This window comes from Bradyrhizobium sp. A11, from assembly GCF_042077125.1.
In the GTDB taxonomy this organism is placed as follows: Bacteria; Pseudomonadota; Alphaproteobacteria; order Rhizobiales; family Xanthobacteraceae; genus Bradyrhizobium; species Bradyrhizobium japonicum_B.
The window spans coordinates 1,356,484-1,381,786 of record NZ_CP149509.1 but is presented as its reverse complement, the minus strand read 5'-3'; the positions used below and the strand labels follow the sequence as shown (position 1 = coordinate 1,381,786).

Annotated in this window: 33 protein-coding genes; 19 read left to right on the top strand and 14 right to left on the bottom strand. The window is 64.1% G+C overall.

Annotated features, from left to right (window positions below):
• Positions 1-72: 72 nt before the first annotated feature.
• From WI560_RS06405 to WI560_RS06395, 3 genes are all read left to right on the top strand, one after another.
• Positions 73-1,041: a DUF4917 family protein gene (locus WI560_RS06405; RefSeq protein WP_375307317.1), complete on the top strand. Its 969-nt coding sequence runs from the start codon at positions 73-75 to the stop codon at positions 1,039-1,041.
• Positions 1,042-1,113: 72 nt separating this feature from the next.
• Positions 1,114-1,962 carry a hypothetical protein gene (locus WI560_RS06400; protein ID WP_375307316.1) on the top strand — a complete coding sequence of 283 codons (849 nt, stop codon included), beginning with the start codon at positions 1,114-1,116 and terminating at the stop codon, positions 1,960-1,962.
• Between the two features lie 569 nt (positions 1,963-2,531).
• A complete protein-coding gene (locus WI560_RS06395) occupies positions 2,532-2,813 on the top strand; it encodes a hypothetical protein (protein WP_375307315.1) in 282 nt (93 codons plus the stop codon).
• 281 nt (positions 2,814-3,094) lie between these two features.
• Here WI560_RS06395 and WI560_RS06390 read toward each other — a convergent pair whose 3' ends face one another.
• Entirely contained in the window at positions 3,095-3,463 is a 369-nt protein-coding gene (locus WI560_RS06390) for a DUF4262 domain-containing protein (protein WP_375307314.1), read from the bottom strand.
• Between the two features lie 103 nt (positions 3,464-3,566).
• Here WI560_RS06390 and WI560_RS06385 point away from each other — a divergent pair, with 103 nt between their 5' ends.
• Positions 3,567-4,082 (top strand): mismatch-specific DNA-glycosylase, encoded by a 516-nt coding sequence (locus WI560_RS06385; protein WP_375307313.1) that lies wholly within the window; start codon positions 3,567-3,569, stop codon positions 4,080-4,082.
• A 254-nt stretch (positions 4,083-4,336) separates the two neighbouring features.
• Entirely contained in the window at positions 4,337-4,987 is a 651-nt protein-coding gene (locus WI560_RS06380) for a glutathione S-transferase family protein (protein WP_375307312.1), read from the top strand.
• A 127-nt stretch (positions 4,988-5,114) separates the two neighbouring features.
• Here WI560_RS06380 and WI560_RS06375 read toward each other — a convergent pair whose 3' ends face one another.
• Positions 5,115-5,549, bottom strand: a complete 435-nt coding sequence (locus WI560_RS06375) for a hypothetical protein (protein WP_375307311.1) — start codon at positions 5,547-5,549, stop codon at positions 5,115-5,117.
• A 324-nt stretch (positions 5,550-5,873) separates the two neighbouring features.
• Between WI560_RS06375 and WI560_RS06370 the strand changes: the two genes are divergently transcribed.
• The 3 genes from WI560_RS06370 to WI560_RS06360 all read left to right on the top strand — a co-directional run bounded on the left by WI560_RS06370 (position 5,874) and on the right by WI560_RS06360 (position 7,189).
• Entirely contained in the window at positions 5,874-6,257 is a 384-nt protein-coding gene (locus WI560_RS06370; RefSeq protein ID WP_375307310.1) for a RidA family protein, read from the top strand.
• Between the two features lie 177 nt (positions 6,258-6,434).
• On the top strand, positions 6,435-6,695 hold the full coding sequence (locus WI560_RS06365) for a hypothetical protein (protein ID WP_028138129.1): 261 nt from the start codon (positions 6,435-6,437) through the stop codon (positions 6,693-6,695).
• A 242-nt stretch (positions 6,696-6,937) separates the two neighbouring features.
• Positions 6,938-7,189, top strand: a complete 252-nt coding sequence (locus WI560_RS06360; protein ID WP_375307309.1) for a hypothetical protein — start codon at positions 6,938-6,940, stop codon at positions 7,187-7,189.
• Positions 7,190-7,274: 85 nt separating this feature from the next.
• Here the strand turns inward: WI560_RS06360 and WI560_RS06355 are convergent, their stop codons facing one another.
• Entirely contained in the window at positions 7,275-7,772 is a 498-nt protein-coding gene (locus WI560_RS06355) for a J domain-containing protein (protein WP_375307308.1), read from the bottom strand.
• Positions 7,773-7,883: 111 nt separating this feature from the next.
• Between WI560_RS06355 and WI560_RS06350 the strand changes: the two genes are divergently transcribed.
• The 3 genes from WI560_RS06350 (at position 7,884) to WI560_RS06340 (ending at position 9,713) form a co-directional block, all read left to right on the top strand.
• Positions 7,884-8,651 (top strand): SDR family NAD(P)-dependent oxidoreductase, encoded by a 768-nt coding sequence (locus WI560_RS06350; RefSeq protein WP_375307307.1) that lies wholly within the window; start codon positions 7,884-7,886, stop codon positions 8,649-8,651.
• A gap of 187 nt (positions 8,652-8,838) precedes the next feature.
• Complete coding sequence (locus WI560_RS06345; RefSeq protein WP_375307306.1) at positions 8,839-9,087, top strand: helix-turn-helix domain-containing protein; 249 nt, start codon at positions 8,839-8,841, stop codon at positions 9,085-9,087.
• Between the two features lie 113 nt (positions 9,088-9,200).
• On the top strand, positions 9,201-9,713 hold the full coding sequence (locus WI560_RS06340) for a collagen-like protein (protein ID WP_375307305.1): 513 nt from the start codon (positions 9,201-9,203) through the stop codon (positions 9,711-9,713).
• 150 nt (positions 9,714-9,863) lie between these two features.
• Here the strand turns inward: WI560_RS06340 and WI560_RS06335 are convergent, their stop codons facing one another.
• Both WI560_RS06335 and WI560_RS06330 read right to left on the bottom strand, forming a co-directional pair.
• Entirely contained in the window at positions 9,864-10,085 is a 222-nt protein-coding gene (locus tag WI560_RS06335; RefSeq protein WP_028138135.1) for a hypothetical protein, read from the bottom strand.
• 166 nt (positions 10,086-10,251) lie between these two features.
• Complete coding sequence (locus tag WI560_RS06330) at positions 10,252-10,518, bottom strand: DUF2277 domain-containing protein (protein WP_028138136.1); 267 nt, start codon at positions 10,516-10,518, stop codon at positions 10,252-10,254.
• Positions 10,519-10,655: 137 nt separating this feature from the next.
• On the opposite strand from WI560_RS06330, the gene WI560_RS06325 reads away from it, so the two are divergent.
• The 3 genes from WI560_RS06325 to WI560_RS06315 all read left to right on the top strand — a co-directional run bounded on the left by WI560_RS06325 (position 10,656) and on the right by WI560_RS06315 (position 12,916).
• Positions 10,656-11,732: an alpha/beta fold hydrolase gene (locus tag WI560_RS06325; protein WP_375308786.1), complete on the top strand. Its 1,077-nt coding sequence runs from the start codon at positions 10,656-10,658 to the stop codon at positions 11,730-11,732.
• Positions 11,733-11,882: 150 nt separating this feature from the next.
• Entirely contained in the window at positions 11,883-12,236 is a 354-nt protein-coding gene (locus WI560_RS06320) for a hypothetical protein (protein ID WP_028138138.1), read from the top strand.
• A gap of 77 nt (positions 12,237-12,313) precedes the next feature.
• A complete protein-coding gene (locus WI560_RS06315) occupies positions 12,314-12,916 on the top strand; it encodes an MSMEG_1061 family FMN-dependent PPOX-type flavoprotein (protein WP_375307304.1) in 603 nt (200 codons plus the stop codon).
• Positions 12,917-13,046: 130 nt separating this feature from the next.
• Here WI560_RS06315 and bfr read toward each other — a convergent pair whose 3' ends face one another.
• From bfr to WI560_RS06300, 3 genes are all read right to left on the bottom strand, one after another.
• A complete protein-coding gene (bfr, locus tag WI560_RS06310) occupies positions 13,047-13,535 on the bottom strand; it encodes a bacterioferritin (protein ID WP_024339472.1) in 489 nt (162 codons plus the stop codon).
• A gap of 134 nt (positions 13,536-13,669) precedes the next feature.
• Positions 13,670-13,942 carry a bacterioferritin-associated ferredoxin gene (locus tag WI560_RS06305; RefSeq protein WP_375307303.1) on the bottom strand — a complete coding sequence of 91 codons (273 nt, stop codon included), beginning with the start codon at positions 13,940-13,942 and terminating at the stop codon, positions 13,670-13,672.
• 161 nt (positions 13,943-14,103) lie between these two features.
• The gene (locus tag WI560_RS06300; RefSeq protein ID WP_375307302.1) at positions 14,104-14,406 is read right to left on the bottom strand and encodes a hypothetical protein; all 303 of its coding nucleotides are present in this window, start codon (positions 14,404-14,406) and stop codon (positions 14,104-14,106) included.
• 131 nt (positions 14,407-14,537) lie between these two features.
• On the opposite strand from WI560_RS06300, the gene WI560_RS06295 reads away from it, so the two are divergent.
• On the top strand, positions 14,538-14,876 hold the full coding sequence (locus tag WI560_RS06295) for a hypothetical protein (RefSeq protein ID WP_257176981.1): 339 nt from the start codon (positions 14,538-14,540) through the stop codon (positions 14,874-14,876).
• A gap of 239 nt (positions 14,877-15,115) precedes the next feature.
• Positions 15,116-15,394, top strand: a complete 279-nt coding sequence (locus WI560_RS06290; protein ID WP_135162791.1) for a hypothetical protein — start codon at positions 15,116-15,118, stop codon at positions 15,392-15,394.
• A 93-nt stretch (positions 15,395-15,487) separates the two neighbouring features.
• On the opposite strand, the gene WI560_RS06285 is transcribed toward WI560_RS06290, so the two are convergent.
• Positions 15,488-16,714 (bottom strand): lytic murein transglycosylase, encoded by a 1,227-nt coding sequence (locus WI560_RS06285; RefSeq protein WP_257176979.1) that lies wholly within the window; start codon positions 16,712-16,714, stop codon positions 15,488-15,490.
• 7 nt (positions 16,715-16,721) lie between these two features.
• The gene (ettA, locus tag WI560_RS06280) at positions 16,722-18,371 is read right to left on the bottom strand and encodes an energy-dependent translational throttle protein EttA (RefSeq protein WP_257176978.1); all 1,650 of its coding nucleotides are present in this window, start codon (positions 18,369-18,371) and stop codon (positions 16,722-16,724) included.
• Positions 18,372-18,606: 235 nt separating this feature from the next.
• On the opposite strand from ettA, the gene WI560_RS06275 reads away from it, so the two are divergent.
• On the top strand, positions 18,607-18,822 hold the full coding sequence (locus tag WI560_RS06275; protein WP_375307301.1) for a hypothetical protein: 216 nt from the start codon (positions 18,607-18,609) through the stop codon (positions 18,820-18,822).
• A 128-nt stretch (positions 18,823-18,950) separates the two neighbouring features.
• Positions 18,951-19,913 carry a D-2-hydroxyacid dehydrogenase family protein gene (locus WI560_RS06270; RefSeq protein WP_375307300.1) on the top strand — a complete coding sequence of 321 codons (963 nt, stop codon included), beginning with the start codon at positions 18,951-18,953 and terminating at the stop codon, positions 19,911-19,913.
• Positions 19,914-19,970: 57 nt separating this feature from the next.
• Here WI560_RS06270 and WI560_RS06265 read toward each other — a convergent pair whose 3' ends face one another.
• A complete protein-coding gene (locus WI560_RS06265; protein WP_375308785.1) occupies positions 19,971-21,170 on the bottom strand; it encodes a L,D-transpeptidase family protein in 1,200 nt (399 codons plus the stop codon).
• Positions 21,171-21,539: 369 nt separating this feature from the next.
• Here WI560_RS06265 and WI560_RS06260 point away from each other — a divergent pair, with 369 nt between their 5' ends.
• On the top strand, positions 21,540-22,346 hold the full coding sequence (locus tag WI560_RS06260; RefSeq protein WP_375307299.1) for a hypothetical protein: 807 nt from the start codon (positions 21,540-21,542) through the stop codon (positions 22,344-22,346).
• 140 nt (positions 22,347-22,486) lie between these two features.
• Here WI560_RS06260 and sseA read toward each other — a convergent pair whose 3' ends face one another.
• The 3 genes from sseA to WI560_RS06245 all read right to left on the bottom strand — a co-directional run bounded on the left by sseA (position 22,487) and on the right by WI560_RS06245 (position 25,196).
• The gene (gene sseA / locus WI560_RS06255; protein ID WP_375307298.1) at positions 22,487-23,338 is read right to left on the bottom strand and encodes a 3-mercaptopyruvate sulfurtransferase; all 852 of its coding nucleotides are present in this window, start codon (positions 23,336-23,338) and stop codon (positions 22,487-22,489) included.
• Positions 23,339-23,475: 137 nt separating this feature from the next.
• Positions 23,476-23,889: a rhodanese-like domain-containing protein gene (locus tag WI560_RS06250; RefSeq protein WP_027572658.1), complete on the bottom strand. Its 414-nt coding sequence runs from the start codon at positions 23,887-23,889 to the stop codon at positions 23,476-23,478.
• Positions 23,890-24,020: 131 nt separating this feature from the next.
• A complete protein-coding gene (locus tag WI560_RS06245) occupies positions 24,021-25,196 on the bottom strand; it encodes a VWA domain-containing protein (protein WP_028138152.1) in 1,176 nt (391 codons plus the stop codon).
• Positions 25,197-25,303 lie beyond the last annotated feature (107 nt).

The following is a 25,303-nucleotide window of genomic DNA, read 5'->3' as shown; positions in this document are numbered from 1 at the left end:
CTATATAGCTAACGATTGAATTGTGTATTTTGATCTACTTATAGTAACGACACTGACCTAAGGATCAGCGAAATGACGATCTCATATGACGACGCGCTTAAGAAGTCCGATAAGAGTCGCTCTCTGCTTGTTGGAAACGGCTTCTCGATTGCTCAAGCCGGCGGGCAATTTTCTTATTCGAGCTTGATAGAGAAGTCGGGATTACAACCCGACACTCCGATCCGGCAGCTATTCAATACGCTCGCCACTGTCGACTTCGAGCTAGTTATGCGAGCTTTGCAAGATGCCGCTCAGGTCGAAGATGCTTATGGATCTGGCGATAGAGCCGATCTTTTCAGAGGTGACGCTGCCACAATTCGCGAATCTCTTATTCATGCCATTAGAGAAGTTCATCCCGGAATTCAGTTTGATATTCCTGAGGTCCAAAGGAAGAAATGCGCAGCCTTCCTTGGAAGTTTTCAGAATATATTCACGGTCAACTACGATCTTCTGCTCTATTGGGTTGTCCTCAAGATGGGCGGACAGGTATTTACTGACGGATTTGGCCGAGGAGAAACCGTAGAGGGTTTTCGCACGTTTAGCTTGAGTGCCGCGTGCAATACCTTTTACCTGCATGGGGCATTGCATCTTTTCCTTGGCCCTCAACGGGATGCCCTAAAGAGGGTGGTGACTACCGGTACGATCATTTCCGACATCTCGGATACAATTAGAGCTCGGCAAGAGTTACCCCTCTTCGTGGCGGAAGGAACTGCGTTACAAAAGATGGAACGGATAAATTCCGTCCCCTACTTTCGCCATTGCTACGATAAGCTGAGAGCTCTGACCGGCTCGCTTTTCATATTCGGGCATTCAGTCGCTGAGAATGACTTCCATCTTTATGACGCAATATTCGAAAGCGGCCTGACGAAGCTGTTCGTCTGCGTTTATCAGCCCGACGCAAACCTGCAAGGGGTCAAGGAACGGCTGGCTAAATTCCGTGAACGAAACGATAAAATTGCGGTTGAGTACATCGACTCTGCATCAGTCAAAGTTTGGCACTAATAAGCCCAGCCCGGACAAGCACAGCGATCTCAGCCTGCGCCGTCCCCTCGCACAGTATTTTTGGAGCGGAGCATGGAAAGAGCTATTGGCGACCTTGATCAGCTTTCAGATGAAGCCCTGTTCGAAGAGATCTCAACAGGTATCAATCATCTCATCAAAGGAATTGACCAGCTAAATAGTGCAGCCCTTTCGCTATCGCGGGGAGATAATGAGTATCCCGCGAAGATCTTAGGGAATTTGGCGGAGGAAGAAGCTGCAAAGATCTTGATATTAGTAGACGCAGTTAGATGCCCATTAGACCGGCGAAACGATCGCGCTCGCCAATTGCAGTATTTCTATCGCCATTTGCCAAAAGGCATCTACGTCGAGATTTGCAAATGGGGAGGAATCCTGTCGTTTGCCGAGATGAAGAAGGCTGTCGATCTGGAGCGTGAAACGCACTATCTCGACGGCCCAAACGATGTCGACTGGATTTTTCGCAACCAAATTCTTCAGAAACGAGAGGATGACCTCTACGTTGACTATTTGCGGGACAATGATGATCGGCGATATTGGACATCGCCGGTCGATAACGTCGTATCCTCTTCATTTCCATATCGTAGCCTTGCTTCGCCTGTCTTGCACATAGCGACGGCGCTAGCGTCTGTCGGGGCAACTTCCGTCAACGGGCTAAAGATCATTGCGCAGATTTGGCGTCCAATCAAAATGACGCCCAATTTTAGTATTGACGAGATTCAAAATCTAAATCGCGACACGCTTCTGAAACTTGAGATCGGTGGCCTTTTGAGAAGCAACGCTCAAGACGATTGTAACACTATCATCCAGTCTTGGCCGTTTCCCCTCTATTCGTTAGATCTCCACGAAACAAAGGTGGCAAAGAGTGAGCTCAAAGACAAGCAACGTCGTTGGCAACCTACCTAATTTTCGGGTTAACTGATAGGTCAACGGTACGCAGCGAAACTATCACGCTTGCTGAGTTCCCGAGGCAAACACCCAGCATCAAATCTTCTTAGGAATACTCGTCCAAGATGTCTGCTAGCTCCCTCCATGGCAAGCGTCGAAAGCCGCTTTTGGCTCGTGCACTTTTCCAGCCAAAAGTCCCCTGACCGATTTCGATCGTACCGATTAGCCCGTTGCGGCCTCGCACTCTAAGGCTCATAGCTGCACCGGCCTTGGCGATATCCCAAGCTTGCATCGAAACGTTAACCGCATAGCGAGGTTTCACTTTTCTAGATTTTCTTGCCACGCATCATCTCCCTTTGCCGTAGATAGCGTACCGCAGGGAACGAGGGCTGCAAGCTCGCCCTTAGGATGAGACGATCAACGATGCCACCGCACGCGCCCCTCTCCACCGCCTCTCCGACCAGCTCCGCGGGATCACGCTACGCGCTATCAGCCACACAAATTTCCGTCGCAGCAGGCGTCGACTTCACCGATCTCTCCAACGCAACCGCCTCGACAGAAACCTCCTCCACGCCTATTCTAATCGCATGAACATCATTCGCCGCACGCTGGAGATCGACACCGACGCGCGGTTGCGCGAGATGGCCGACGAGCGCGGGCAGGATGTCGCCGCCGTGCCCGCGGAGGCCGTGGCGCTGCTCGATTCCGTGGTCGATATTGCCGGCCCCGACATCGCCGAGGATCGCCGGCGGCTGGATCATTTCCGAAGGAACGGCGCCGCCGTGCCGCTCAACGAGGTGAAGGATTGGGTCGCGAGCTGGGGCTGGGCGAAGGAACTGCCGCGACCTGTGGCGCGCAGGATCGGATGATCCTGCTCTGCTCCGTTGAGCAGTCCACATGCACCACCTCATCCTGAGGAGACCGCGAAGCGGTCGTCTCGGAGGATGGCTGCACGCGAGGTGCGGGCCTTCATGGTTCGAGACGGCGCTCTGCGCCTCCTCACCATGAGGGTCGAGGTCTGTTGTCGTCGAAACTTAGGACACCGTGCTCTTCAGCAGCGGCTGGTCCTTCTTGACGGCGGCTAAACAACCGGCTTCCCAAGGGAAACGCCGATTGACGTCTTGCCAAACCACTTGAAGGCAGGGGAATTTCAGCCGCGACTTCCAGTAAACCAGATCGCTGTGCCGAGATACTCAGGGTAGGCCCCGAATGGCACCTGCCAAAAGCCGAGCTTGTAGCCGTTCTCCAGCATTTCGTCGCAGATATCGCCATCGACGAATTTGTGCCCTGCTGCGACCCGATCGCGGATGAGGTTGATGACGGCTTGCGCATTGCCGGCGTTCTGACCGAAGATGATGAGTTCAGGATGGCCATAGTTCAGAAACAGGCCGATTGAAAATGCGAACGGCGGATCGGCATCGGCCATGCCGATGATATGGCAGCCGTGCTCGCGGACGTTATGAAGAATAGCCTCGTCGGCTTGGTGCTCGGGCTCCGGCCACTCGAACTGGTCTTGCATTCCGCGCCTTTGCATCCTCTGGGACCAAGCTCTGAGGTCGGCAAACTCCGTTCGAATACCGACGTAAATCATGACAAAATGCAAGTCGTTGGTTGCACCGAGAATGTCCAACAGCCCCCACCGCCTCCCCGACCAGCTCCACCCCAACCTCCGCCTCGTCTTCGTCGGCACAGCCGCCTCGACGCGCTCGGCCGAGCTCGGGCACTATTACGCCCATCCCGGCAACCGCTTCTGGCGCGCGGTCCATGAGGCCGGGATCACGCCGCGGCGCTATCAGCCGAGCGAATTCGCGGCGCTGATCGAACTCGGAATCGGCTTTACCGATCTCTGCAAGACGGGCGCCGGGATGGATCACCAGATCGCGGCGGAGACGATCGACGTGGCGGGCTTTCGGGCGAAGATGGAAAAGTATCGGCCGCGGACGATCGCGTTCACGAGCAAGAAGGCGGCGAGCTTGTTTTACGGCCGGCCATCAGTTGCTATCCCGCTGGGGCGGCAGGCTTCGGATGGAAGCTGGCCGGAGACATTCGTGTTGCCATCACCGTCGGGTGCAGCGTCCGGGCATTGGACACTGGAGCCGTGGCGCGAGCTTGCGGCATGGATTGGTCGCGGACGCTGAACGGCTTCTGCCGGATTGCCTCTGCTCTCGTGTCCCGGGCAAGCGTAGCGCAGACCCGGGACCCAGAGGCTCCGGCACGCGTTCGTCATGGGCCCCGGCTCTGCAGCGCATCACGCCGCGCTGGACGATGCTTCGCATCGCCAGGGGCGCGCTACACTGCGTCCGGGGCACGTCACCACCGATATTTTGCACATGGTCTGTCGGAAAGCCCCATCCGTCGTTCGTCCTCTGGAAACGATTACCCGGAGCTCCATATGCCTCCCACCATCACCGCTTTCGAATCCTCCCCCGACCGCGGCCGCGGGCAGGCCCGCGACATGCGCGTGCGCTGGGCGTTCGAGGAGGTCGGCCGGCCCTACGACGTCCGCCTCCTCTCCTTCGCCGCGATGAAGCAGCCGGCGCATCTTGCGCTGCATCCGTTCGGGCAGATCCCGACCTATGAGGATGGCGATCTCGCGCTGTTCGAGTCCGGCGCGATCGTGCTGCACATCGCCGAGCGCCACGACGGCCTGCTGCCGAAGGACGCCAATGCGCGCGCCCGCGCGCTCGCCTGGATGTTCGCTGCGCTGAGCACGGTCGAGCCGCCGATTGTCGAGCTCAGCATGGCCATGCTGGTCGAGCGCGACAAGGGCTGGTACGCGGAGCGGCTGCCGATGTTGCAGGATCGCGTCCGCGTCAGGCTCGGCGAATTGTCCGCTCGCCTGGGCGGTGCCGAGTGGCTCGACGGTGCGTTCAGCGCCGGCGATCTCATGATGGTGACGGTGCTGCGGCGGCTGAACAATTCGGGCTTGCTGGACGAGTATCCTGACATCGCCGCCTATGTCGCCCGCGGCGAGGCGCGGCCGGCGTTCCGGCGCGCGTTCGAGGCGCAGCTTGCGGTGTTTACCGCGGCGTCGCGTTCGTAGGGTGGGCAAAGCGGCTTGTCCGCCGTAGCTCGAAGAGCGAAGGCGGAAAGCGTGCCCACCACCTGTCTCGATCATGCGATGGTGGGCACGGCGCTTCCGCGCCTTTGCCCACCCTACGGCACCTTGCCTAGCGCATCGTGATCGCGAGGCCGCTGAGATCGGCGTTCGCCATCAGGCCGACCTGGTGACCGGTCAGCTCCAGCACGGCGCCCTTCTGGTTGCTCAGCACGATGGCGCGGGCGCCGCGGCCGACGGCAAGGCCGGCACCGGCGGCGCCGTAGACGCCGGCGACGTCGGAGGGACGGTTGATGTTGCTGACGCGGCCGCGCAGCACGGTCTTGGAGCCGCCGAACACGAGGCCGTAGTCGAGGCCGCCGGTGGAGAGCCCATAAGTGCGGCCGCGGAAGTTGAGCACGCCCGAGCCGCCGGAGCCGCCGATGATCCAGCCCGCCTTGTAGATCGTCAGCGTCACGAAACCGCTGTCGGCCTGCGCCGCGGTCGAAAGTCCGGCCAGGGCCGCAATGGCGACCAGCGCGGCGCGAAGGGTGGATGCGAGCTTCATGGATGTCTCCGGGGGCTGTTTCTGAGGGGGATTCGAATCAGACGCGGCGAATGTATCTGATCGATCGGGGCGGCAACATGATGAGAGGCGGCGTCAATCGGGGCATGACAGCGGAGCTTGGGGCCGAGCCCAGTCCACTATGCCATCCTGCTCCTGTTTTGCCCGACGGAGCAATGCCAATTTCGACATTTCAGCATTCCAAAAAAGCCGATGATTTCCGCTGGACTCCTACAGTGCATGGGGTTGTTTTCGCATTTTTTGGTTTGAGGCCCCCTCGCCTGCCGCTACGCTTGTGGCATCAGCGACCGTCTTCGAGGTGATCCCATGCCGATCCAGCATTTCGCGCCCCCGCCGCACGTCAAGGCGCCGCCGCTGTCCTTTGCGACGCGGGTCGGCGATCTCCTGTTCGTCTCGGGCATTCCCGGCTTCGATGCCAACGGCGCGCTGCCTGACGGCTTCGAGGCGCAGTTCGCCAATGTCGTCGTCAACATCAAGCGCGTGCTGGACGAGGCCGGCGCCGGCATCCGCGACCTCGCCAAGGTCAACGTGCTGCTGACCCGCGCCTCCGACGTCGCCGCCATGAATGCGCTCTATGCCGGCGCCTTCGGCCCGCCGCCCTACCCGGCGCGCACCACCTGCGTGGTGCAGGCCCTGCCGAGACCGGAGATGCTGATCGAGATCGAGGCCGTGGCCTCGCTGGCCAGGTGAGGTTCAAATAAGGGCCACGTCAGGCTCACGTCAGCTGGCTGTGGCCCGCAGGGCACGCGGCCGAACCGAATGCGCCAGGCAGGGCTGACATGTCCGTGAGTGCCGGCTCACTCGCTTGCAAAGGGCCTGCTTTTACCGCACGAGTTTTTCCGGTCCATATCCCAAAGGAGTTATTTCATGCGTCGCCTTCTCGCGCTCAGTGCCGTTGCCGGCATCGCCAGTTCCGTGTTCGCCGTGCCCGCCTCCGCGAAGGTCGGCTATTACGTGATCCGCTGGGACAACACCGGCATCTGCCAGGTCTGGAACGAGGACCTGCAGATGAAGCCGCTCCAGATCGGGACCTCGACCTACAAGGTCGTCAGCAAGTCGTTCCCGACCTTCCAGCAGGCGTCAGATCTCCAGATCAAGATGCGCGGCGAGCGCCGCTGCACGCTTTAGAAGCACCGCAACAGCCGCGGATTTCAGGGGCGGATCGCGCAGGCGGTCCGCCCTTTTTCTTTGGCAGGACCGCGCATTTTTCCGTCCCCGACCGGCCATCTCCCGCGCGCGTCCGTTGAACCTGACCGGCAGGCGGAACTACTCACATCTTGTCCGGGGCGCATCGACTATAGAGCGTCCGGCACCCGCCCTCCCCGTCATTGCCGGGAGGCGCATCACATCATTCATTTGAGGAGCTGATCATGCGTCGTATTTCCCTGCTGTGCGCCGCCGCCGGCCTTGCCGTCACCGCCTTCGTCGCGGCGAGCCCCGCCGAGGCCGGCTATCACCTGATCCGCTGGCAGGACACCGGCTTCTGCCAGATCTGGGACGAGAGCATCCCGACCACGCCGTGGCCGGCCGGCTATCACCGCGCCAGCGCAAGCGTGCCGACCTTCGTCGACGCGCTCGTGCTGAAGGATTCCGCGCTCAAGAGCGGCAGCTGCACCTGGTAGAAATTCGATCGGCGGACGAACAGCCGGGCAAGGACGCAGCGTCCTTGCCCGGTTTCGTTTGTATTGCGCGACCGAGAACGCCCGCTCACGCGTCCTTGTGCGCGCCGGGATGGATCAGGACGTCGCGTGCGGCGGCGAGGTCGATGAAGGCTTGCGCGCTGCCGCCGTGGTCGGGATGCATGCCCTTGGCCGCGCGGCGATAGGCCTGGTTGATGTCCTCGCAGGTCAGCTGCACCGCGAGCGGGAGGCCGAGCATCCTGCGGGCGTGATCCTCGCGGGAGAGCTTCTTCGGCATGGCGTTGCGGCGGCCGAAGCGCGGCGCGGTCAGATCATGGACGACCTCGAGCACCACGCCGAGGCGGCGCTGCGCCGCCAGCGTCACGCCGTGATCGTCGTTGCCTGCCGCCTGGCGCAGCACCGGAAGCGCCTGCTCCGCCGCCTGGCGCAGCGTGACATCGACGCTCGACCGCGCGATTTCGGCCACGAGCCGGCCCGCCTCGGCGAAGTCGGCGGATGGCGCCGACCGCAGCCGTTCGAGGGCGAGTTTCCAGGAGTCCAGCCGGGAGTCGAGCCGTTCCATCATGCGCGCAACGTTTAGCAATCACGATCAGTATGCCAAGGCTGCCGTTTCCGGCCCCTTAATTTCGAGTTAGCGTTTCGTGAAACTTCGAAACGAAATCGGGAGGAATATGTCATGGCCTTGCTCGCAAACCACATCGCCGTCGTCACGGGCGCCGGTTCCGGCATCGGCCGCGCCATCGCCGCCGGCTATGCGCGCGAGGGCGCGCAGGTGGTGCTGCTCGACGTCAACGCCGACACCGTCGCGGAGGCCGCGCAGGAGATCCGAAATTCGGGCGGCAAGGCCGAGAGCTTTGCGCTGGACGTCACCCGGCGCGAGGATTGCTTCGCGCTGGCCAAGCAGGTCGCCGACAAGGTCGGGCAGGTCTCGATCCTCGTCAACAATGCCGGCATCACCCGCCGCAACGCCTTCACCGCCGAGACCGAGACGGTGGCGAAGGACTGGAACGACATCATCTCGCTCAACCTCAACGGCGTCTTCAACATGACGCAGGCCTTCCTCGCCCCCTTGCGCGCCAGCAAGGGCCGCATCGTCAACATCGGCTCGATCCAGTCCTTCGTGCATCTGCGCACGCCGAGCTCGGCGGCCTACACCACCTCGAAGCACGGCGTGCTCGGCTTCACCAAGGCGCTCGCGGTCGAGCTGGGCAAGGAGGGTGTGCGCGTCAACGCGATCGGGCCCGGCTTCATCGAGACCAACATCAACGCCAACGTGCGCGCGACCAATCCGGCGCTGGTGCAGGCCTTCGTCGACCACACCCCGCTGGCGCGCACCGGCAAGCCCGAGGATATCGTCGGGCCCGCGCTCTTCCTCGCCTCGGACCTGTCAGCCTATGTCACCGGAACGATCGTGATGGTGGACGGCGGCTATCGGACGGTCTGACCGGATTCATCACGGAGCCGCCGCCAATCGCGGCGGCTTCGCGGCATTCCTGAGGTCATCTGGTGCGGCGCCCCGCAATTAACCTTTCATTAACCAAACCCGAGCACCGTAGATCTACGGCTTGGGGGTCGTTTGTTCTCGATCCGCTTCCAACGATGGAAGCGGGCGTTGATCGGGGAGTGTATCGATGACCACTGTTCACGTCGCCGCGTCCGGGCCGGGCACCCAATTTCTTGCCCCCAACCAGATCGTTCCACTGCTGATCGGCGCCACCGTCGACGAGGTCGAACGCGAGCTCGTGCTGCAGACGCTGGCGCGCTGCGACGGCAACCGCACCCGCGCCTCGCGCGTACTCGGCCTGTCGGTGCGCACGCTGCGCAACAAGATCAAGCTCTATGCCGCATCCGGCATCGAGGTGCCTGCCTATCAGGACTAGCGCGCGGGCCGCGCGCATCGACGTTGACCCGCGTCGCGCGATGCGCGGGCGCGGAATTGCTGCTGTCGTCAAACGCCGCTAAGTAGCTTGCTTCGGATTAAGGGAGCAGTGGCGTGGCAGACGATCAAGGACGACGGCCGGGACCTCAGGGCCCGCGCGGACGGCAGGGCGAGCCGGGACGGCCTGGGCCGCAGGGTCATCCTGGACGGCGCGGGCCCGACGGTGCGCGCGGCAAGCCGGGGCCGCAGGGCAAGCCGGGGCCGATCGGAAAGGCCGGCCCGCCTGGCAAGCCCGGTCCGCAAGGCAAGCAGGGCGAAGCCGGCCCGCGCGGGCCAGTCGGCGCGCCAGGACCTGCCGGACGGCAGGGGCCAGCGGGGCCGCAAGGCCCGCGCGGCGAACCTGGTCCGCCCGGCCAATTGCCGTCGATCGAGCAGGTGCTGCCGTGGCTCGATCAGCTGTTCGACGCCTGGGACGAGCGCCGCCGTCAACGCGAGCGCGAGGCCGCCGAGCGCGAAGCGCTGGCGGCCGCCGTTCAGGAGCCCGATGAAGCCATTGTTGGCGAGAGCGACGACGGCGGCGGGCACAAGAAAAAGAAGAAAAAGAAAAAGCACGTCGACGAGGACTAGCAGCATGGCGGTGCCCCGGACGCAGCGCGACATGCAATGCTGCGCTGCTGAGCCGGGGCCCATATCACCGAGACCTGCGCCGACGATGACTGGGTCCCGGCTCTGCAGAGCGGCACTTCGCGCCGCACCGCGTCCGGGACACGAGAAAGATCAGGACGCGCCGGACGCATCGTCCTTGTGCGGCAGCAAGCCCATGCGCTCGAACTGCCAGCGCATGGCGCGATACCAGAGATAGCCGACCGCCGCGCCGCACAGGGCAAGGATGATCACCTGGGCGCTCGAGAACGAGCCGCTCCACCACATCATCCACGCCGTCCATAGCAGCGTGAGAACGATGGCACCTGCTTTCAGAGGAAGAAGGGGGCGGCTCATGATCGTGCTCCCGGGCTGTCAAAAACCCCGGCGGACATCATGGCAAGGCCGGGCCGCCCATACCGTGAGCCAGATCACGGAAGGAGTGGCCGGCGCTGCTAAAGCGCGATGAGACTTGGATGAATTGTCATCGCGCTTGAGGGTGTCGTTTGCGCATGATCTTGCTTTAGCCGAACCGCAGCCGCGAGCGCTCCCTGGCCCGCTCCGCCTCGACCTCGCGGTCGCGCGCCGGCGCATGGGTGTGCAGCGAGCTCAGCAATCTTCGCGCGGCCTCCGAGACTTCCGCCACCGCGCGGTCGAACGCCGCCTCATTGGCCTGCGACGGCTTGTTGAAGCCGGACAATTTTCGCACGAATTGCAGCGCGCTGGCATGGATCTCGTCCTCCGTCGCCGGCGGCTCGAAGTTGAACAGCGTCTTGATGTTGCGGCACATGCAGGCCTCTCTCCGGATGTTTCCATGAAGACGATCGGCGGAGCCGAAATCCTACATACTTCCCCGCATTTCTGCTAAGTTCCATCGCAACGCGGCCACTGACGACGAGCCGCAACGGGGAGAGAGACATGAGAGACATGAAGGCGCTTTGCGCCGCGCTGTCGACCGTCCTGTTGTCCTTTTCGATGTCGGCGACGGCCGCCGACTATCCCGCCCCCAGGCAGGGCGACTGGATCGCCAAGGATTTCAAGTTCCACACCGGCGAGGTCATGCCGGAGCTGAAGCTGCATTACACCACGGTCGGCGAGCCCTCGGGCCAGCCGGTGCTGGTACTGCATGGCACGGGCGGCTCGGGCACCGGCATGCTTGGACCCTCCTTCGGCGGCGAGTTGTTCGGCCCTGGGCAACCGCTCGACGCCGCCAAGTACTACATCATCCTTCCCGACAGCATCGGCCACGGCAAATCGTCGAAGCCGTCCGACGGCATGAAGACGAGCTTTCCGAAATACAATTACGACGACATGGTCGAGGCGCAGTACCGGCTGGTGACGGAGGGCCTCGGCGTCAAGCATTTGCGGCTCGTCATCGGCAATTCGATGGGCGGCATGCACACCTGGCTGTGGGGCGAAAAGTATCCGAAGGCTATGGACACGCTGATTCCGATGGCCTCGCAGCCGACCGAGATGGCCTCGCGCAACTGGATGATGCGGCGGATCATGCTCGACACCATCCGCAACGATCCCGACTACAATGGCGGCAACTACACCAGCCAGCCGCGCATGATGAAGTACGCCGTCACGGCCTACGGCATCGCCAGCATCGGCGGCACGCTCGCCTATCAAGCGCAGGCGCCGACCGCGGCCAAGGCCGACAAGATGGTCGATGACCGGCTCGCGACGCCGATCACGGCGGATGCCAACGACTTCGTCTACCAGTGGGAGTCCTCACACGACTACAATGCGGGCGAGAAGCTGGAGGCCATCGAAGCGTCGCTGCTCCTGATCAATTCCGCCGACGACGAGCGCAATCCGCCCGAGACCGGCATCACCGACGCGGCCATGAAGCGGGTCAAGAACGGCAAGCTGTACCTGATCCCCGCCAGCGCCGAGACGCGCGGCCACGGCACCACAGGCAATGCGAAGTTCTATCGCGAGCAGATCAGGCAATGGCTGGAGAGCACGCCCCAGCAAAGCATGGAATCGGCGCGCCGCTGATTTTGCAACGCATCATGTGCGACGCGTCGGCGCCGCATATTATTTGAGCATGCAATGCGCTGAGAGCTCGGGCTTAATCGCGCCAACGATGCGAATCGACGCGCGAGACCATTGCGCGCCGATCGCACGACACGCGACGAGGAGGACCGCATGCGCAGCCTCGCATTGTGCGTTTGGCTGGCCGCGATGACGGCGCTGACGAGCGCCGCGTTCGCGCGCGACAACGGTCAATACGACCATGTTCCGCCCGACATCCGTGCCTGGTTCAAGAGCGTCATCGCGCCGAACGGCGTGCCCTGCTGCGACATCTCCGACGGCCATCGTACCGAGTACGACGTGCGCGGTGGCGTCTATTGGGTGCCGATCGAAGGGCAATGGATGGAGGTGCCCGGGCGGGCGGTGATCCGCGACCAGGGCAATCCGGTCGGCCAAGCCGTCGTGTGGTACGTCCACCACCGCGGCGCCATCATCATCAGCTGCTTCGTACCGGCGGATGCGGTTTAGCGCGCCTTGATCGATTCCATTGGCTGGCAACGGCCCGATCGGGTAGGTTGCCGCCAATCCGATGCGGAGGCACGCCGTTGACCGATCTTTGCGCCGAAGACCTCGCCACCATCTACGCCAAGCCGAGCCCGCGCGTGATTGCGAAAGCGCGTCCCGCGATCGACGCGCATGCGAAGAAGTTCATCGAGATGTCGCCGTTCTGCGTGCTCGCGACATCGGGAGCGGACGGCAGCGTCGATGCCTCGCCGCGCGGCGGCGGGATCGGCTTCGTCCACGTCGCCGGTCCCAACCAGTTGTTGATGCCTGACCGCTCCGGCAACAACCGGATCGACAGTTTTCGCAACGTCGTCGAGGGCTCGGGCTTCGTGCAGCTGTTGTTCTTCGTTCCCGGCATCGACGAGACGCTGCGCGTCGGCGGACGCGGCACGCTCTCGGCCGATCCGGATCTGCTCGCGTCCATGATCGAGTTCGGCAAGCCGCCGCGCGCGGTGCTGAACGTCGCCGTCAGCGAAGTCTATTTCCACTGCGGCAAGGCGCTGATGCGCTCGAAGCTATGGTCGTCGGACAAGGTGCAGCGCTCGGTGATGCCGAGCATCGTCACGGTCATTCACGACCAGACCGGCCTCGGCGAACCGGCCAGCCAGGAGAGCGTGGAAGAGCTCTACAAGACGCAGTTGTAGTGGGGCGTGGTTCCGCAAACGAACCGTCATGCCCGGGCTTGTCCCGGGCATCCACGTCTGAGTCGCGCGGCAACACGTGGATGGCCGGGTCAAGCCCGGCCATGACGAATGGATGGGCCGGAGCCAGGGCCTAATGCCCCTCGCCCTCGAGCCCGCCGACGTGCTTCTGGGTGTAGAGTTCGAGGCCAATGCGGCCGATCAGGTCGAGCTGGGTTTCGAGGAAGTCGATGTGGTGCTCCTCGTCGCTCATCAGCTTCTCGAACAGGTCGCGCGTGACGTAGTCCTTGGCGCCATGGCAGTAGGTGGCCGCTTCCTGGTAGAGCGCCCGGGCGCTCATCTCGGCGGCGAGGTCGCACTCGATGATCTCCTTGACGTTCTGGCCGATGCGCAGGGGATCGAGCACCTGCATGTTCGGGAACCCGTCGAGGAACAGAATGCGCGCGGTGAGCTTGTCGGCATGCTCCATCTCCTCGATGGACTCCTTGCGCCAGACCTTGGCCATGTCGAGGAGGCCCCAATTGTCGAGAAAGCGGTAGTGCAGCCAGTACTGGTTGATCGCAGTCAGTTCGTGACGCAGCGCCTTGTTGAGATAGTCGATAACTTTTGCGTCGCCCTGCATGATTCACTCCAGCTCTTGCATTCCAAATCGGCCCCAAACCGAATTTAGAACGTTTCTAAGTCAGTTTGCGGATGAGGGCAACTGGCTACCGAGACGCAGCCGGGGAAAAGCTCTGCCGATCCGGCGGGAAGAGGTCAGCAGGCCGCGAGGGCGAACTGGGCGGGCTCGGTCGTCTCGTCATTGGCGGCCATCGTGTGGCTGTGCGGGCAGCCCGTACAGCAGGACTGGGCGCAGGGGCCAAGGGCTTCGTCGATGATGGTCTTGATGGTCCGCGCACAGCGGCCGCATTCGGCGCTGCAGCCGAGGCACCCATAGACCTGCTTGGCATGGCGCACGGCGTCGTCGGACTCGGCGACGGCGGCGCGGATGTCGTCATCGCTCAGCACGTTACAGGAACAAACGATCATGGAAGCGATAGGCCCTTCGGTGATGCGTCATCATCGATATTTAACGGGCCGGCCGGATGCAAAAGGAAAAACCGGAATTTTAAGCTATTCCAAACTGGCCCACGGACAGCCCAGATGGGCTTCGAAACCCGGCGTTGCGGTGGATCAAGATTAGAGCGGATCTAGTCGCCGCCGCCCCCACCGCCGTCGCCGCCACCTCCACAATCCCCGCCAACGCCGCCGCTGTCGCTGCTGGAACAACTGCCGCTAGCGGTCGCACTCCCCGTGCTGTCGCCGGAAAACCAGCTTCCCAGTGAGAAGCCGTCATTTGTCCCGCTGTAGGAGGTCTCGCTGCTGCTCCCGCCGTCGCCACCGGCCCCGGCACGCGAGCGTCGGCGGCGATTCTGGAGGTGGACCAGCCAGCCGTAGCCGATCGCAGAGACCACCCCCGCTGCGATCAGTGCGTTCATCATCGCGATGCCCATGTCGTTTCCTGGCAGACCCGGTTCACATGAATTGGTCGCGCCCGGCAAAAGGGCCGTTCATTGATCATTCAAGCGAAGTATGGAACTCTGCCCCAAAGGGTTCCAGCGTGTTTGTACGAAAGGTCAAGCCAATGAAGAAATTGCTCCTGGCGGTCGCAGCCGTCGCGACCCTGGCCGTGGCGGCCGGAACTCCGGCTCACGCCCAGCGCGGTGTCGCCGCGGGCGTAGCCGCGGGCATCATCGGCGGCGCCATTGTCGGCGGCGCGCTGGCCTCTCCGTATTATTACGGACCCGGTCCGGGCTATTACGAACCCGGCTACTACCCGCCCCGCTATTATGCGCCGGGTCCCGGCTATGTCTCCGACGGTTATTATGGCCGCGGATATTATGGCGGCGGCTGCGTCTGGCAGAAGCAGCGTTTCTGGGACGGCTATGCCTGGCGCATCCGCCGCGTCAGGGTCTGTGGCTGAGCCGCCTCGAACCGGCTCACTGCGACGGCTTCGGCTGCACCGGTTCACTACGGATACGCTGTTCATCTCGGGGCCTGAAAAACACCGCTTTTTCTCGTCACAGCTCCGTGTGCGTTTACCGTGGATTGACCATTTGCGCGCTTCCTAGCCCGACGGCCAATTCCATCAGAGTGTGCGTGAACCTTTGAAACCCGGGCGCCTCTAACCAGAGGAACCCATCTCCCAGGAGAGCCCTGAGCATGAAGAAGACTTTAGTTGCCGCCCTCACGGTTGCGACGGTCGCCGGTTCGCTGGTCACCGCCACGCCACCCGCGAAAGCCGGTGACGTCGGCGCCGGCATCGCAGCCGGCCTGATCGGCGGCGCCATCGTCGGCGGCGCGATCGCCTCGAGCCGTCCGGCCTATGGCGGTCCCGTCTATATCGCCGAGCCCCCGCCGCCCGCGCCCTGTTACTGGCGTCGTGAGCGCTATTGGGATGGCTACGGCTGGGTCAGCCGTCCGGTTCGCGTCTGCTACTGATCTGATCGCCTGATCCGATCGCATTGGCGCATGCGCGCCGCGATCGGGAAGCCCGGCCGAGAGCATCGGCCGGGCTTTTTTCTTGCCGCTTCGCTAGCGCGCGGCCTGGATCGAGCGGAGGACCTCCTCGCTCGGCCAGCAATCGACCTTGAGCCCCGCCGATTTCTGATAAGCGCCCAGCGCCGCGCGCGTCTGCATGCCGGCCTTGCCGTCGATCTTGTCCTTGTAGAGTCCGATCCGCGTCAGCCCGCGCTGCATGGTCTCGACGTCCTTGGTGCGCAACTGCTTCGAGGCCGACCAGGGCGTTGCGAACGGCAGCGGGCTGGTCATGCGGTCGCTGAGATGGCCGACGAACAGCACATAGAGGTCGGAGAAATTGTATTCCTTGATGACGAAGTAGTTCTTGGTGGTCAGGAATGACGGGCCGTAGATGCCCTCGGGCTGCAGCAGCGAGGCCGGCTGGGCCTGCTCCGCCGCGCTCAGGCGCTGGCCGCGCACCGGCACGAAGCCTTCGCGCAGCCACTGGCCGATCGGCTTCGTCACCTCGGGTACGCCAGCGGTGCAATCGACCTTCGCGGGCGCCTGCACTTCATAGGCCCAGCGCACGCCGCTCTGCCAGCCCTTGTTGGCGAGTTGCTGCGCGGCCGAGGCCAGCGCATCCGGCACCGAGTGCCAGATGTCGATGCGGCCGTCGCCGTCGAAATCGACGCCGTGCTTGTAATATTCGGACGGCAGGAACTGCGTGAGCCCGGTGGCGCCCGCCCAGGACGAGCGCATGTCCTTGCGCGTCACCACGCCCTCGCCGAGGAGCTTCAGCGCCAGGATGAACTCGGTGCGGTACTGATCCTTGCGCCGCCCCACATAGGCCTGGGTCGCCAGCACGCGGACCAGATCGTAAGGCAGCGTGTAGCGGCCATAATCGGTCTCGCGGCCCCAGATCGCGAGCATCACGGTGGCCGGCACGCCGGACTTGTTTTCGATCTCGCTCAGCACGGCGCGATGCTTTTGCAGCAACCGCTGCCCCTCGCCGGCCAGCCGCGCGATCGAGGATTCCCTGACATAATCCGCCGGCACCTGCACGAACTCGGCTTGCGACGGCGCGCCCGTCGCGGGGCGCCCGGGCAGGATCAGGTCGGGCAGCTTGTAGTCCGGCTCAAGCCCGCGCGTCTGCTCGTCGAATGTCTTGCGCGAGACGCCTTCGGCCTGCGCCTCCGGCCAGAGCGAAGCGATGAACTGGGTGAAGGCTGCGTCAGCGGCGCGGGCGGTCGACCAGCCGCAGGTGACCGCGATCACCGCAGCGATGAGCGCCCGCCGCATCATGCCGCCGTCACCGCGTCAGCTTCTTGTACTTCATGCGGTGCGGGATGATGCTGTCCTGGCCGAGCCGGCGCATCTTGTCCTTCTCGTAGTCCTGGAAGTTGCCTTCGAACCATTCGACGTGGCTGTCGCCTTCGAAGGCCAGGATGTGGGTCGCGATGCGGTCGAGGAACCAGCGATCATGGCTGATGATGACGGCGCAGCCGGCAAAATCCTCCAGCGCCTCTTCGAGCGCGCGCAGCGTGTCGACGTCGAGGTCGTTGGTCGGTTCGTCGAGCAGCAGCACGTTGGCGCCGGACTTCAGCATCTTGGCCAGATGCACGCGGTTGCGTTCACCGCCGGAGAGCGCACCGACCTTCTTCTGCTGGTCCGCGCCCTTGAAGTTGAACGACGAGCAATAGCCGCGCGAATTCACTTCCTTCTTGCCGAGCAGGATCAGCTCGTTGCCGCCGGAGATTTCCTCCCACACGGTCTTCTTGCCGTCGAGCGCATCGCGCGACTGGTCGACATAGCCGAGATGCACGGTCTCGCCGACCGTGATGGTCCCAGCGTCCGGCTTCTCCTGACCCGTGATCATCCGGAACAACGTGGTCTTGCCGGCGCCGTTCGGACCGATCACGCCGACGATGCCGCCGGGCGGCAGCTTGAAGGTGAGATTGTCGATCAGGAGCCGATCGCCGAAGCCTTTGCTGAGCCCATCGAAATCGACCACGTTGGCGCCGAGCCGCTCGGCAACGGGAATGATGATCTGCGCCGTCTGGGTCTGCTTCTCGCTCGCCTTCTTGAGCAGTTCCTCATAGCGCTGGTAGCGCGCCTTGGACTTGGCCTGGCGCGCTTTCGGCGAGGACGCGACCCATTCCTGCTCGCGGGCCAGCGTCTTCTGGTGCGCTACGTCCTCGCGTCCCTCCTGCTCCAGGCGCTTCTGCTTCTGCACCAGCCAGGACGAGTAATTGCCCTCATAGGGAATGCCGCGGCCGCGATCGAGCTCGAGGATCCAGCCCGTGACGTTGTCGAGGAAGTAGCGGTCGTGGGTCACGATCAGGATCGCGCCGGGATAGTTGCGCAAGTGCCCTTCCAGCCACGACACCGACTCGGCGTCGAGATGGTTGGTGGGCTCGTCCAGCAACAGGAGTTCGGGCTGGTCGAGCAGCAGCCGGCACAGCGCGACGCGGCGGCGCTCACCGCCCGAGAGCTTGGTAACGTCGGCATCGTCGGGCGGGCAGCGCAGCGCGTCCATGGCCTGGTCGACCTTGCTGTCGAGATCCCAGAGGCCCTGGGCCTCGATCTCGTCCTGCAGCTTGGTCATCTCGTCGGCGGTCTCCTCCGAGTAGTTGACCGCGAGCTCGTTGTAGCGGTCGAGGATGGCCTTCTTCTTGGCGACGCCCAGCATGACGTTCTCGCGCACCGAGAGCGCAGGGTCGAGCTGCGGCTCCTGCTCGAGATAGCCGACGCGGGCGCCCTCGGCGACCCAGGCCTCGCCGGTGTATTCCTTGTCGAGGCCGGCCATGATCCTGAGCAGGGTCGACTTGCCCGAGCCGTTGACGCCGAGCACGCCGATCTTGGCGTCCGGATAGAACGACAGATGGATGTTATCGAGCACCTTGCGGGTCGGGTAGCTCTTGGTCAGGCCCTGCATGAAGTAGATGAACTGGCGCGCCATCGGTCCCGAAAACCTTCGATTTGAGGAAATTTGCTTTGCCAGCGATGTAGCGACCCCGTCCCAAAAGGGCAACGTTTTCCGTCCGTTCACCACGGGTGATTACGGACCGGACACCATCCGGCCACCGATCCGGACAATTGAAACCATCTTTTAATAAATCAGGCCGAAAGCTCGGTTTCGCGCGCGGAAACAGCGCCACCGCTCAGAACGAACGGGAGCACAGCGAGGCCGCATCATGGCTCTGATCGAGACCCATTCTCTTCCTGCTCCGGCAGAAGCCGGCCACGTCTCCGACTTCGCCTCGGAGATCAGGGGATTCTGGAAGCGCTTCTTCGCCACCGCCTTCAACCCCTACCGGCCCGAGCTGCACTACATGCGCGGCCCCGGACCCGCCTGGCGCGCCAAGCACGGCATGGATGCGCCGTTCCGCCTGAAGCCCCGCGACCTCTAAAGCCTGCTCTGCTGTCGGATTCTTGAAGACGCAGGCGGCTTGCGCGCGTGCCGATTGCGCGCAACCATGGCCCGGTCCGACGATGGCGCTCGTCCAGCGCCCTCACCCCTCGCCATGGATGAACGCTGATGAGCCGGCTGCGCTGTGCAATTCTCGACGATTATTTCAACCTCGCGCTCGACGTCGCCGACTGGCAGAGACTGTCCGACCGCATCGACGTCACCGTGTTCAGCCACCCCTTCGCTTCGGAGCAGGCCGCGGCCAGCGCGCTGGCCGACTTCGAGATCATCTGCGCGATGCGCGAGCGCACCGCTTTCCCCAAGGGCCTGTTCGAGAGCCTGCCGAAGCTGAAGCTGCTCTTGACCTCCGGCATGCGCAACGCCGCGATCGACATGGAGGCTGCGAAGGCGCGCGGCATCGCCGTCGGCGGCACGCAATATTCCCGCGATCCCACCGCGCCGCTGGCCATGGGCCTGATCCTGGAGCTGACCCGCGGCATTGGCCGCGAAAATGCGCGCATGCATGCCGGCGAGCCCTGGCAGACCTTTGCCGGCGTCGAGATCGAGGGCATGACGCTCGGAATCGTCGGGCTCGGCAAGCTCGGCAGCAAGATGGCCGGGATCGCCAAGGCGTTCGGCATGAACGTGATCGCCTGGAGCCCGAACCTGACGCCGGAGAAATGCGCGGGCGCCGGCGTCGGCTACGCCACCAAGGAGGAGTTGTTCGCCAGGGCTGACGTCGTCACCATCCATGTCGTGCTGAGCGAGCGCTCGCGCGGTCTCGTCGGCCGCGAGGACCTGGCCCGCATGAAGCCGACGGCGTTCCTCGTGAACACCGCCCGCGGGCCGATCGTGGACGAGCAGGCGTTGCTCGAGGCGTTGCAGCAGCGCAGGATCGCAGGCGCCGGCCTGGACGTGTTCTCGGTCGAGCCGCTGCCGGTCGAGCATCCCTTCCGCAAGCTCGACAATCTCGTGCTGACGCCGCATCTCGGCTACGCCACCAAGGATGGTCTTGGCATCCATTACGGCCAGATGGTCGAGGCGATCGACGTCTTCACCAAAGGCAGCGAGCTGCCGCGCAAGCTGGCCTGAAACGACGAAGGGCGTGCCGATGGCACGCCCTTCGCTCTATCAGATTTCGTGTAGCGCTTAGCGCACGGTCACCGGCGCGGGCAGCGGCGGCACCACCGTCGGCTGCGTGCCCGGGACCGGACCGGCCTGGGCGGACATCGGAGCCGGACCGGCGGCGCCCTGCGTCGGTGCAGCGGACGCGGTCGCCGTTCCCGGCGGCGGGCCGCCCGGCATCACGACCACGCGGGTGCCGACCTTGACGCGATCGAACAGGTCGGAGACGTCCTCGTTCAGCATGCCGATACAGCCCGACGAGACGAACTTGCCGATGGTCGAGGGCTGGTTGGTGCCGTGGATGCGGTAGACGGTCGAGCCGAGATACATCGCGCGGGCGCCGAGCGGATTGCCGGGGCCGCCGGCCATGAAGCGCGGCAGATAGGGCTGGCGCTCGATCATCTCGGTCGGCGGATGCCAATCCGGCCACTCGGCCTTGCGGGTGATCTTCTGCACGCCGGTCCAGGTGAAGCCGTCGCGGCCGACGCGGACGCCGTAGCGGATCGCCCGGCCATTGCCGAGCACGTAGTAGAGATAGGTGTTGGGCGTATCGACCACGAGCGTGCCGGCCGGCTCCTTGGTCTGGAACGAAACCTCCTGGCGGCGCAGGTTCGGCGGCAGCTGCACCGGCGCAGCATCGGGCTGCTCCTCGGGCGGCAGCGCAGCCAAGGTCACGGGGCGACCATCGGTGCCGACGGGCGGCTGACCGGCCTGAACCGTTCCGGTCGCGGCGGGACCGCCGACAGCTTCCGGCGGACGGAGGCCATCATTGGCAGGAGCCTGCTGGGGAGGACGATCGGCGTAGATCACCGCTGGCGGGCCGGCGGGGCGGCCGTAGCGGGGATCATCCGGCGACATCACGGGCCCTTGCGGCGGCGCGGCCGAATAGACCGGCGGAGCGCCCGCCGGGCGGCCGTAACGCGGATCATCCGGCGACATCACCGGGCCCTGGGGCGGGGCTGCCGAGTAGACCGGGGGCGCGCCGAGCGGGCGGCCATAGCGCGGATCATCGGCCGGGCCGGGCGGCGGCAACGATGCGTGCGGCATCCCGTCATCGTCATCGTCCAGCGCATCGAAATTCGGCGTGCGATCGCCGGGGCGATACTCCGACGGTGCGCCGTACGCCGGCACCTGCTGGACCGGATAGCTCTGAGCCTGCGCGAGCGAGGTTCCGGCCGCAGCGAGCGTTGCGGCAGCGCATATCGTCAGAAAATGTTTGATCATCATCGCTCTTGTATAGTCCCCAAGGCCGATCGGACCGTTAACGGCCAGATGACGGAAGATAGCGGCACATTCAAGACATATCAGGCTTATTTGAGCCGGATTTGCCGTTTTGTGATCCGCAAGACTACCGTTGCGCCGTTGCATCACGGGGCGGAAATCGGATCGCGCCGCAGATTGCACGACAGGTTGGCTCCGAATTTAACGGAACGGCTCGGAATCGTTGCGGTATGTTCGAATAAGCCTGATTCGCCGCCGATTTGAGCTCCGATTCCCGCGCGGCGAACGCGGCAAACAGTACCGTCACCGCGTTCAGATGGCTCTTGGGCCCTGGCACCCCACGCTGCCGGGGCGGAAATCCGCAATCCTTCGATGCTTCCCGGCTTTCGCTTCCTGTTTGCCGCGATCCTGCTGTCAACCTCCATCCTGGTGTTCGGCCTGGGCGCCGCCGCGCTGCTGCGCGCGAGCCACGAGCAGTATGTCAGCAACCCCTCCTGGCGGAACGGCCCGCAGGAGCAGATGTTCGCGCGGGCTTCCGAGCCCGCCCAGCCGGTGCTCGCGATCCTCCGTGCCGAGCCGGAGGTCGCGGCCGCCCCCGAGCCGTCGTTGCGCGACCGGGTGCCGACCATTGGGCTGCCGGCAACCGAGCCCGAGCCGGAGCGGATCGCCGCGCTGACCGAGGCTGACGTCCCGGCCCAGGTCGCTGCGCCCGCGGCGGAAGCTGCGGCCATCGAGCCGGCCGAGGCCGAGACGACGACGGAGGCCGCTGCGCCGGCTGCCGCCGACACGCTCACTCCAGCGGACGCCACGGCGTCGATTCCCGACGCCAAGCCGGACGCCAAGCCTGACGTTCAGCCTGCCGCCGCCGCGACCGCCAGCGAGCCGGCACGGGCCGATCCCCATGCCGCCCCCGCCGCCTCGGCGCCCGAGGTCGCTTCGGGGAAGCTGGCTGCGCTGAACGACCCGGCGACAACGGCCGCGAAGGATGCGCCGGCGAAGGCCAAAGCCGAAAGCAAGCCCGAGAGCAAGGCCGACGACAAGGCGACCAAGCGCAAGGCGAAGGCCAAGAAGCGGCAGCGCGTGGTGCGGCGCCCGCCACCTCAGCAATTGCAGCAGCAGCTCGATCCGTTCGGTCAGCAGCAGCCGGCCTTCGCGACGACGACCGCGCGCACGCGCTGACGCGCCCTCCTTCGACCAAGCGATCGTTTCGAAGCGATCGTCATGCCCGGGCTTGTCCCGGGCATCCACGTTCTTTGTGCCGCGCCTCAAGACGTGGATGGCCGGGTCAAGCCCGGCCATGACGATGTGGAATAGCGAGGCTACGCCGGACCGGTCGCGATGGCCGGGCCGCCCTCCTGGCCCCATTCCGACCAGGAGCCGTCATAGAGCGCGGTGTCGGTGATCCCGAGGCGGTAGAGCGCGAGCGTCAGCACGCCGGCGGAGACGCCGGAGCCGCAGCTGGTGACGATCGGCGCATCGAGCCTGACGCCGGCATTGGTGAAGGCGGCCCGCAGATCCTCGAGCGGCTTCATCGTGCCGGTCGCGGCGTCGAACAGCAGGTTGTACGGCACGTTGCGGGCGCCGGGGATGTGGCCGGAGCGGATGCCCGGACGCGGCTCGGGCGCGCGGCCCTCGAAACGGTCGGCGGCGCGGGCGTCGATCACCTGCTCGGCACGGCTTTCGACATTGGCGACCAGCTGCTGCATGCTGCGCACGCGCTTGCCGTCAAAGCTCGCCTTGAACGTCGCGGGCTTCGGCTTCACCTCGCCGCTCTCGACCGGCCGCCCTTCGGCGCGCCATTTCTTCAGGCCACCATTGAGAATGCGCACGTTGTCGTGGCCGAACGCCAGGAACATCCACCACGCGCGCGGCGCGGCGACCCAGCCGCCGGAATCGTAGAGCACGACGGTGTCGGCGTTGGAGATGCCGAGATTGCCGATGTCGCGGCCGAACTGCTCGGCGCTCGGATACATGTGCGGCAGCGGGTTGGAATGGTCCGACACCGCATCGACGTCGAAGAACGCAGCGTCCGGCAGATGCGCGGCGAGATAATCGTCCTTCGGCAGCGGCAGCACGCCCGGCAGCTTGAAGCTGGCGTCGAGGACCTTGACGTTGGCATCGCCGATATGGGCGGCGAGCCATTCGGTGGAGACGAGGGGGTCGGTGGTCATTGCATGCTCCGGCAGTTGTCCCAGGCGTCATGGCCGGGCTTGTCCCGGCCATCCACGTTCTTGTTCGCGGCCAAGACGTGGATGCCCGGGTCAAGCCCGGGCATGAGGGAGTGTGTGGCGAGGAAAGCGTTCACACCTCACCCCTTCTTCTTCGGCTCCCACTTCTCCGTCGGGCCGCCGGCATCGCGCCAGGCGGCGTAGCCGCCGGCGATGTGGGCGACGGGCTTCAGGCCCATGTCCTGCGCGGTCTTGGCGGCGAGCGCGGAGCGCAGGCCGCCGGCGCAGTGGAACACGAACTTCTTGTCCTCCTGGAAGATCGGCTTGGCGTAGGGGCTCTGCGGATCGATCCAGAATTCGAGCATGCCGCGGGTGCAGGCGAAGGCGCCGGGGATGCGGCCGTCGCGCTCGATCTCGCGGGGGTCGCGGATGTCGACGATGACGACGTCGCCGTTCTTGGAGATCTCGATGGCGTCTTTCGCGGAGAGCGTCTCGATCTCGGCATTGGCCTCGTCGATCAGCGCCTTGATGCCGCGGGTGATATTTTGGGGCATGTGGTTCTCCCTCTTGTTGTCATTCCGGGGCGATGCGTAGCATCGAGCCCGGAATCCATTCCTCTACATGCGCTGCGGCCCGATGGATTCCGGGTTCGCCCTTCGGGCGCCCGGAATGACGACGGAAAGCATCAGTGCGTCAATTCCTTCATCGCAGCTTCCAGCCCCTCGATCGTGATCGGATACATCCGGCCCGCGAAGATGCGTTTGATGATGGTGGTCGATTCCGAATAGTCCCAGTGCTTCTGCTGCACCGGGTTCAGCCACACCGCATGCGGATAGGTGCGGATGATGCGGTCCAGCCAGACCGAGCCGGGCTCCTCGTTGACGTGCTCGACCGAGCCGCCGGGCACCATGATCTCGTAAGGGCTCATCGAGGCGTCGCCGACGAACACGATCTTGTAGTCGTGCGGGTATTTGTGCAGCACGTCCCAGGTCGGCGTGCGGTCGGTGAAACGGCGCTTGTTCTGCTTCCACACGCCTTCATAGAGGCAGTTGTGGAAGTAGAAATATTCCATGTGCTTGAACTCGCTCTTCGCCGCCGAGAACAGCTCCTCGACCTGCTCGATATGCATGTCCATGGAGCCGCCGATGTCGAAGAACACCAGCAGCTTCACCGCGTTGCGCCGCTCGGGGCGCATGTGGACGTCGAGATAGCCGTGGTTGGCGGTCTCACGGATCGTGGTGTCGAGATCGAGCTCGTCCGGCGCGCCGGTGCGGGCGAATTTGCGCAGGCGGCGCAGCGCCACCTTGATGTTGCGAATGCCGAGCTCGACATTGCCGTCCAGGTCCTTGAACTCGCGCTTGTCCCACACCTTGACGGCGCGGTTGTTGCGGTTCTTCTCCTGGCCGATGCGCACGCCTTCGGGATTGTAGCCGTGGGCGCCGAACGGCGAGGTACCGGCGGTGCCGATCCATTTCGAGCCGCCCTGATGCCGGCCCTTCTGCTCCTCGAGACGCTTCTTCAAGGTCTCCATGAGCTTGTCCCAGCCCATGGCCTCGATCTGCTTCTTCTCTTCTTCCGTCAGGTATTTCTCGGCGAGCTTCTTCAGCCATTCCTCGGGGATCTCGGCCTTCTCCATGGCGTCGAGCAGGTTTTCCAGCCCCTTGAACACCGTGCCGAAGACGCGGTCGAACTTGTCGAGATTGCGCTCGTCCTTCACCAGCGAGGCGCGCGACAGGTAGTAGAAGTTCTCGACCGAGTAGTCCGCAAGGTCGGCGTCGAGCGCCTCCACCAGCGTGAGGTATTCGCGCAGCGTCACAGGGACCTGCGCGTCGCGCAGAGAGGTGAAGAATTGCAGGAACATGGGTGACAGATTGCCCGTCGGGGGGCGAACGTCAAGGGGCGCCGCTTCACCTCTCCCATAGGGGAGAGGTCGCGCCGAAGGCGCGGGTGAGGAGTTTCGGTCTCTCC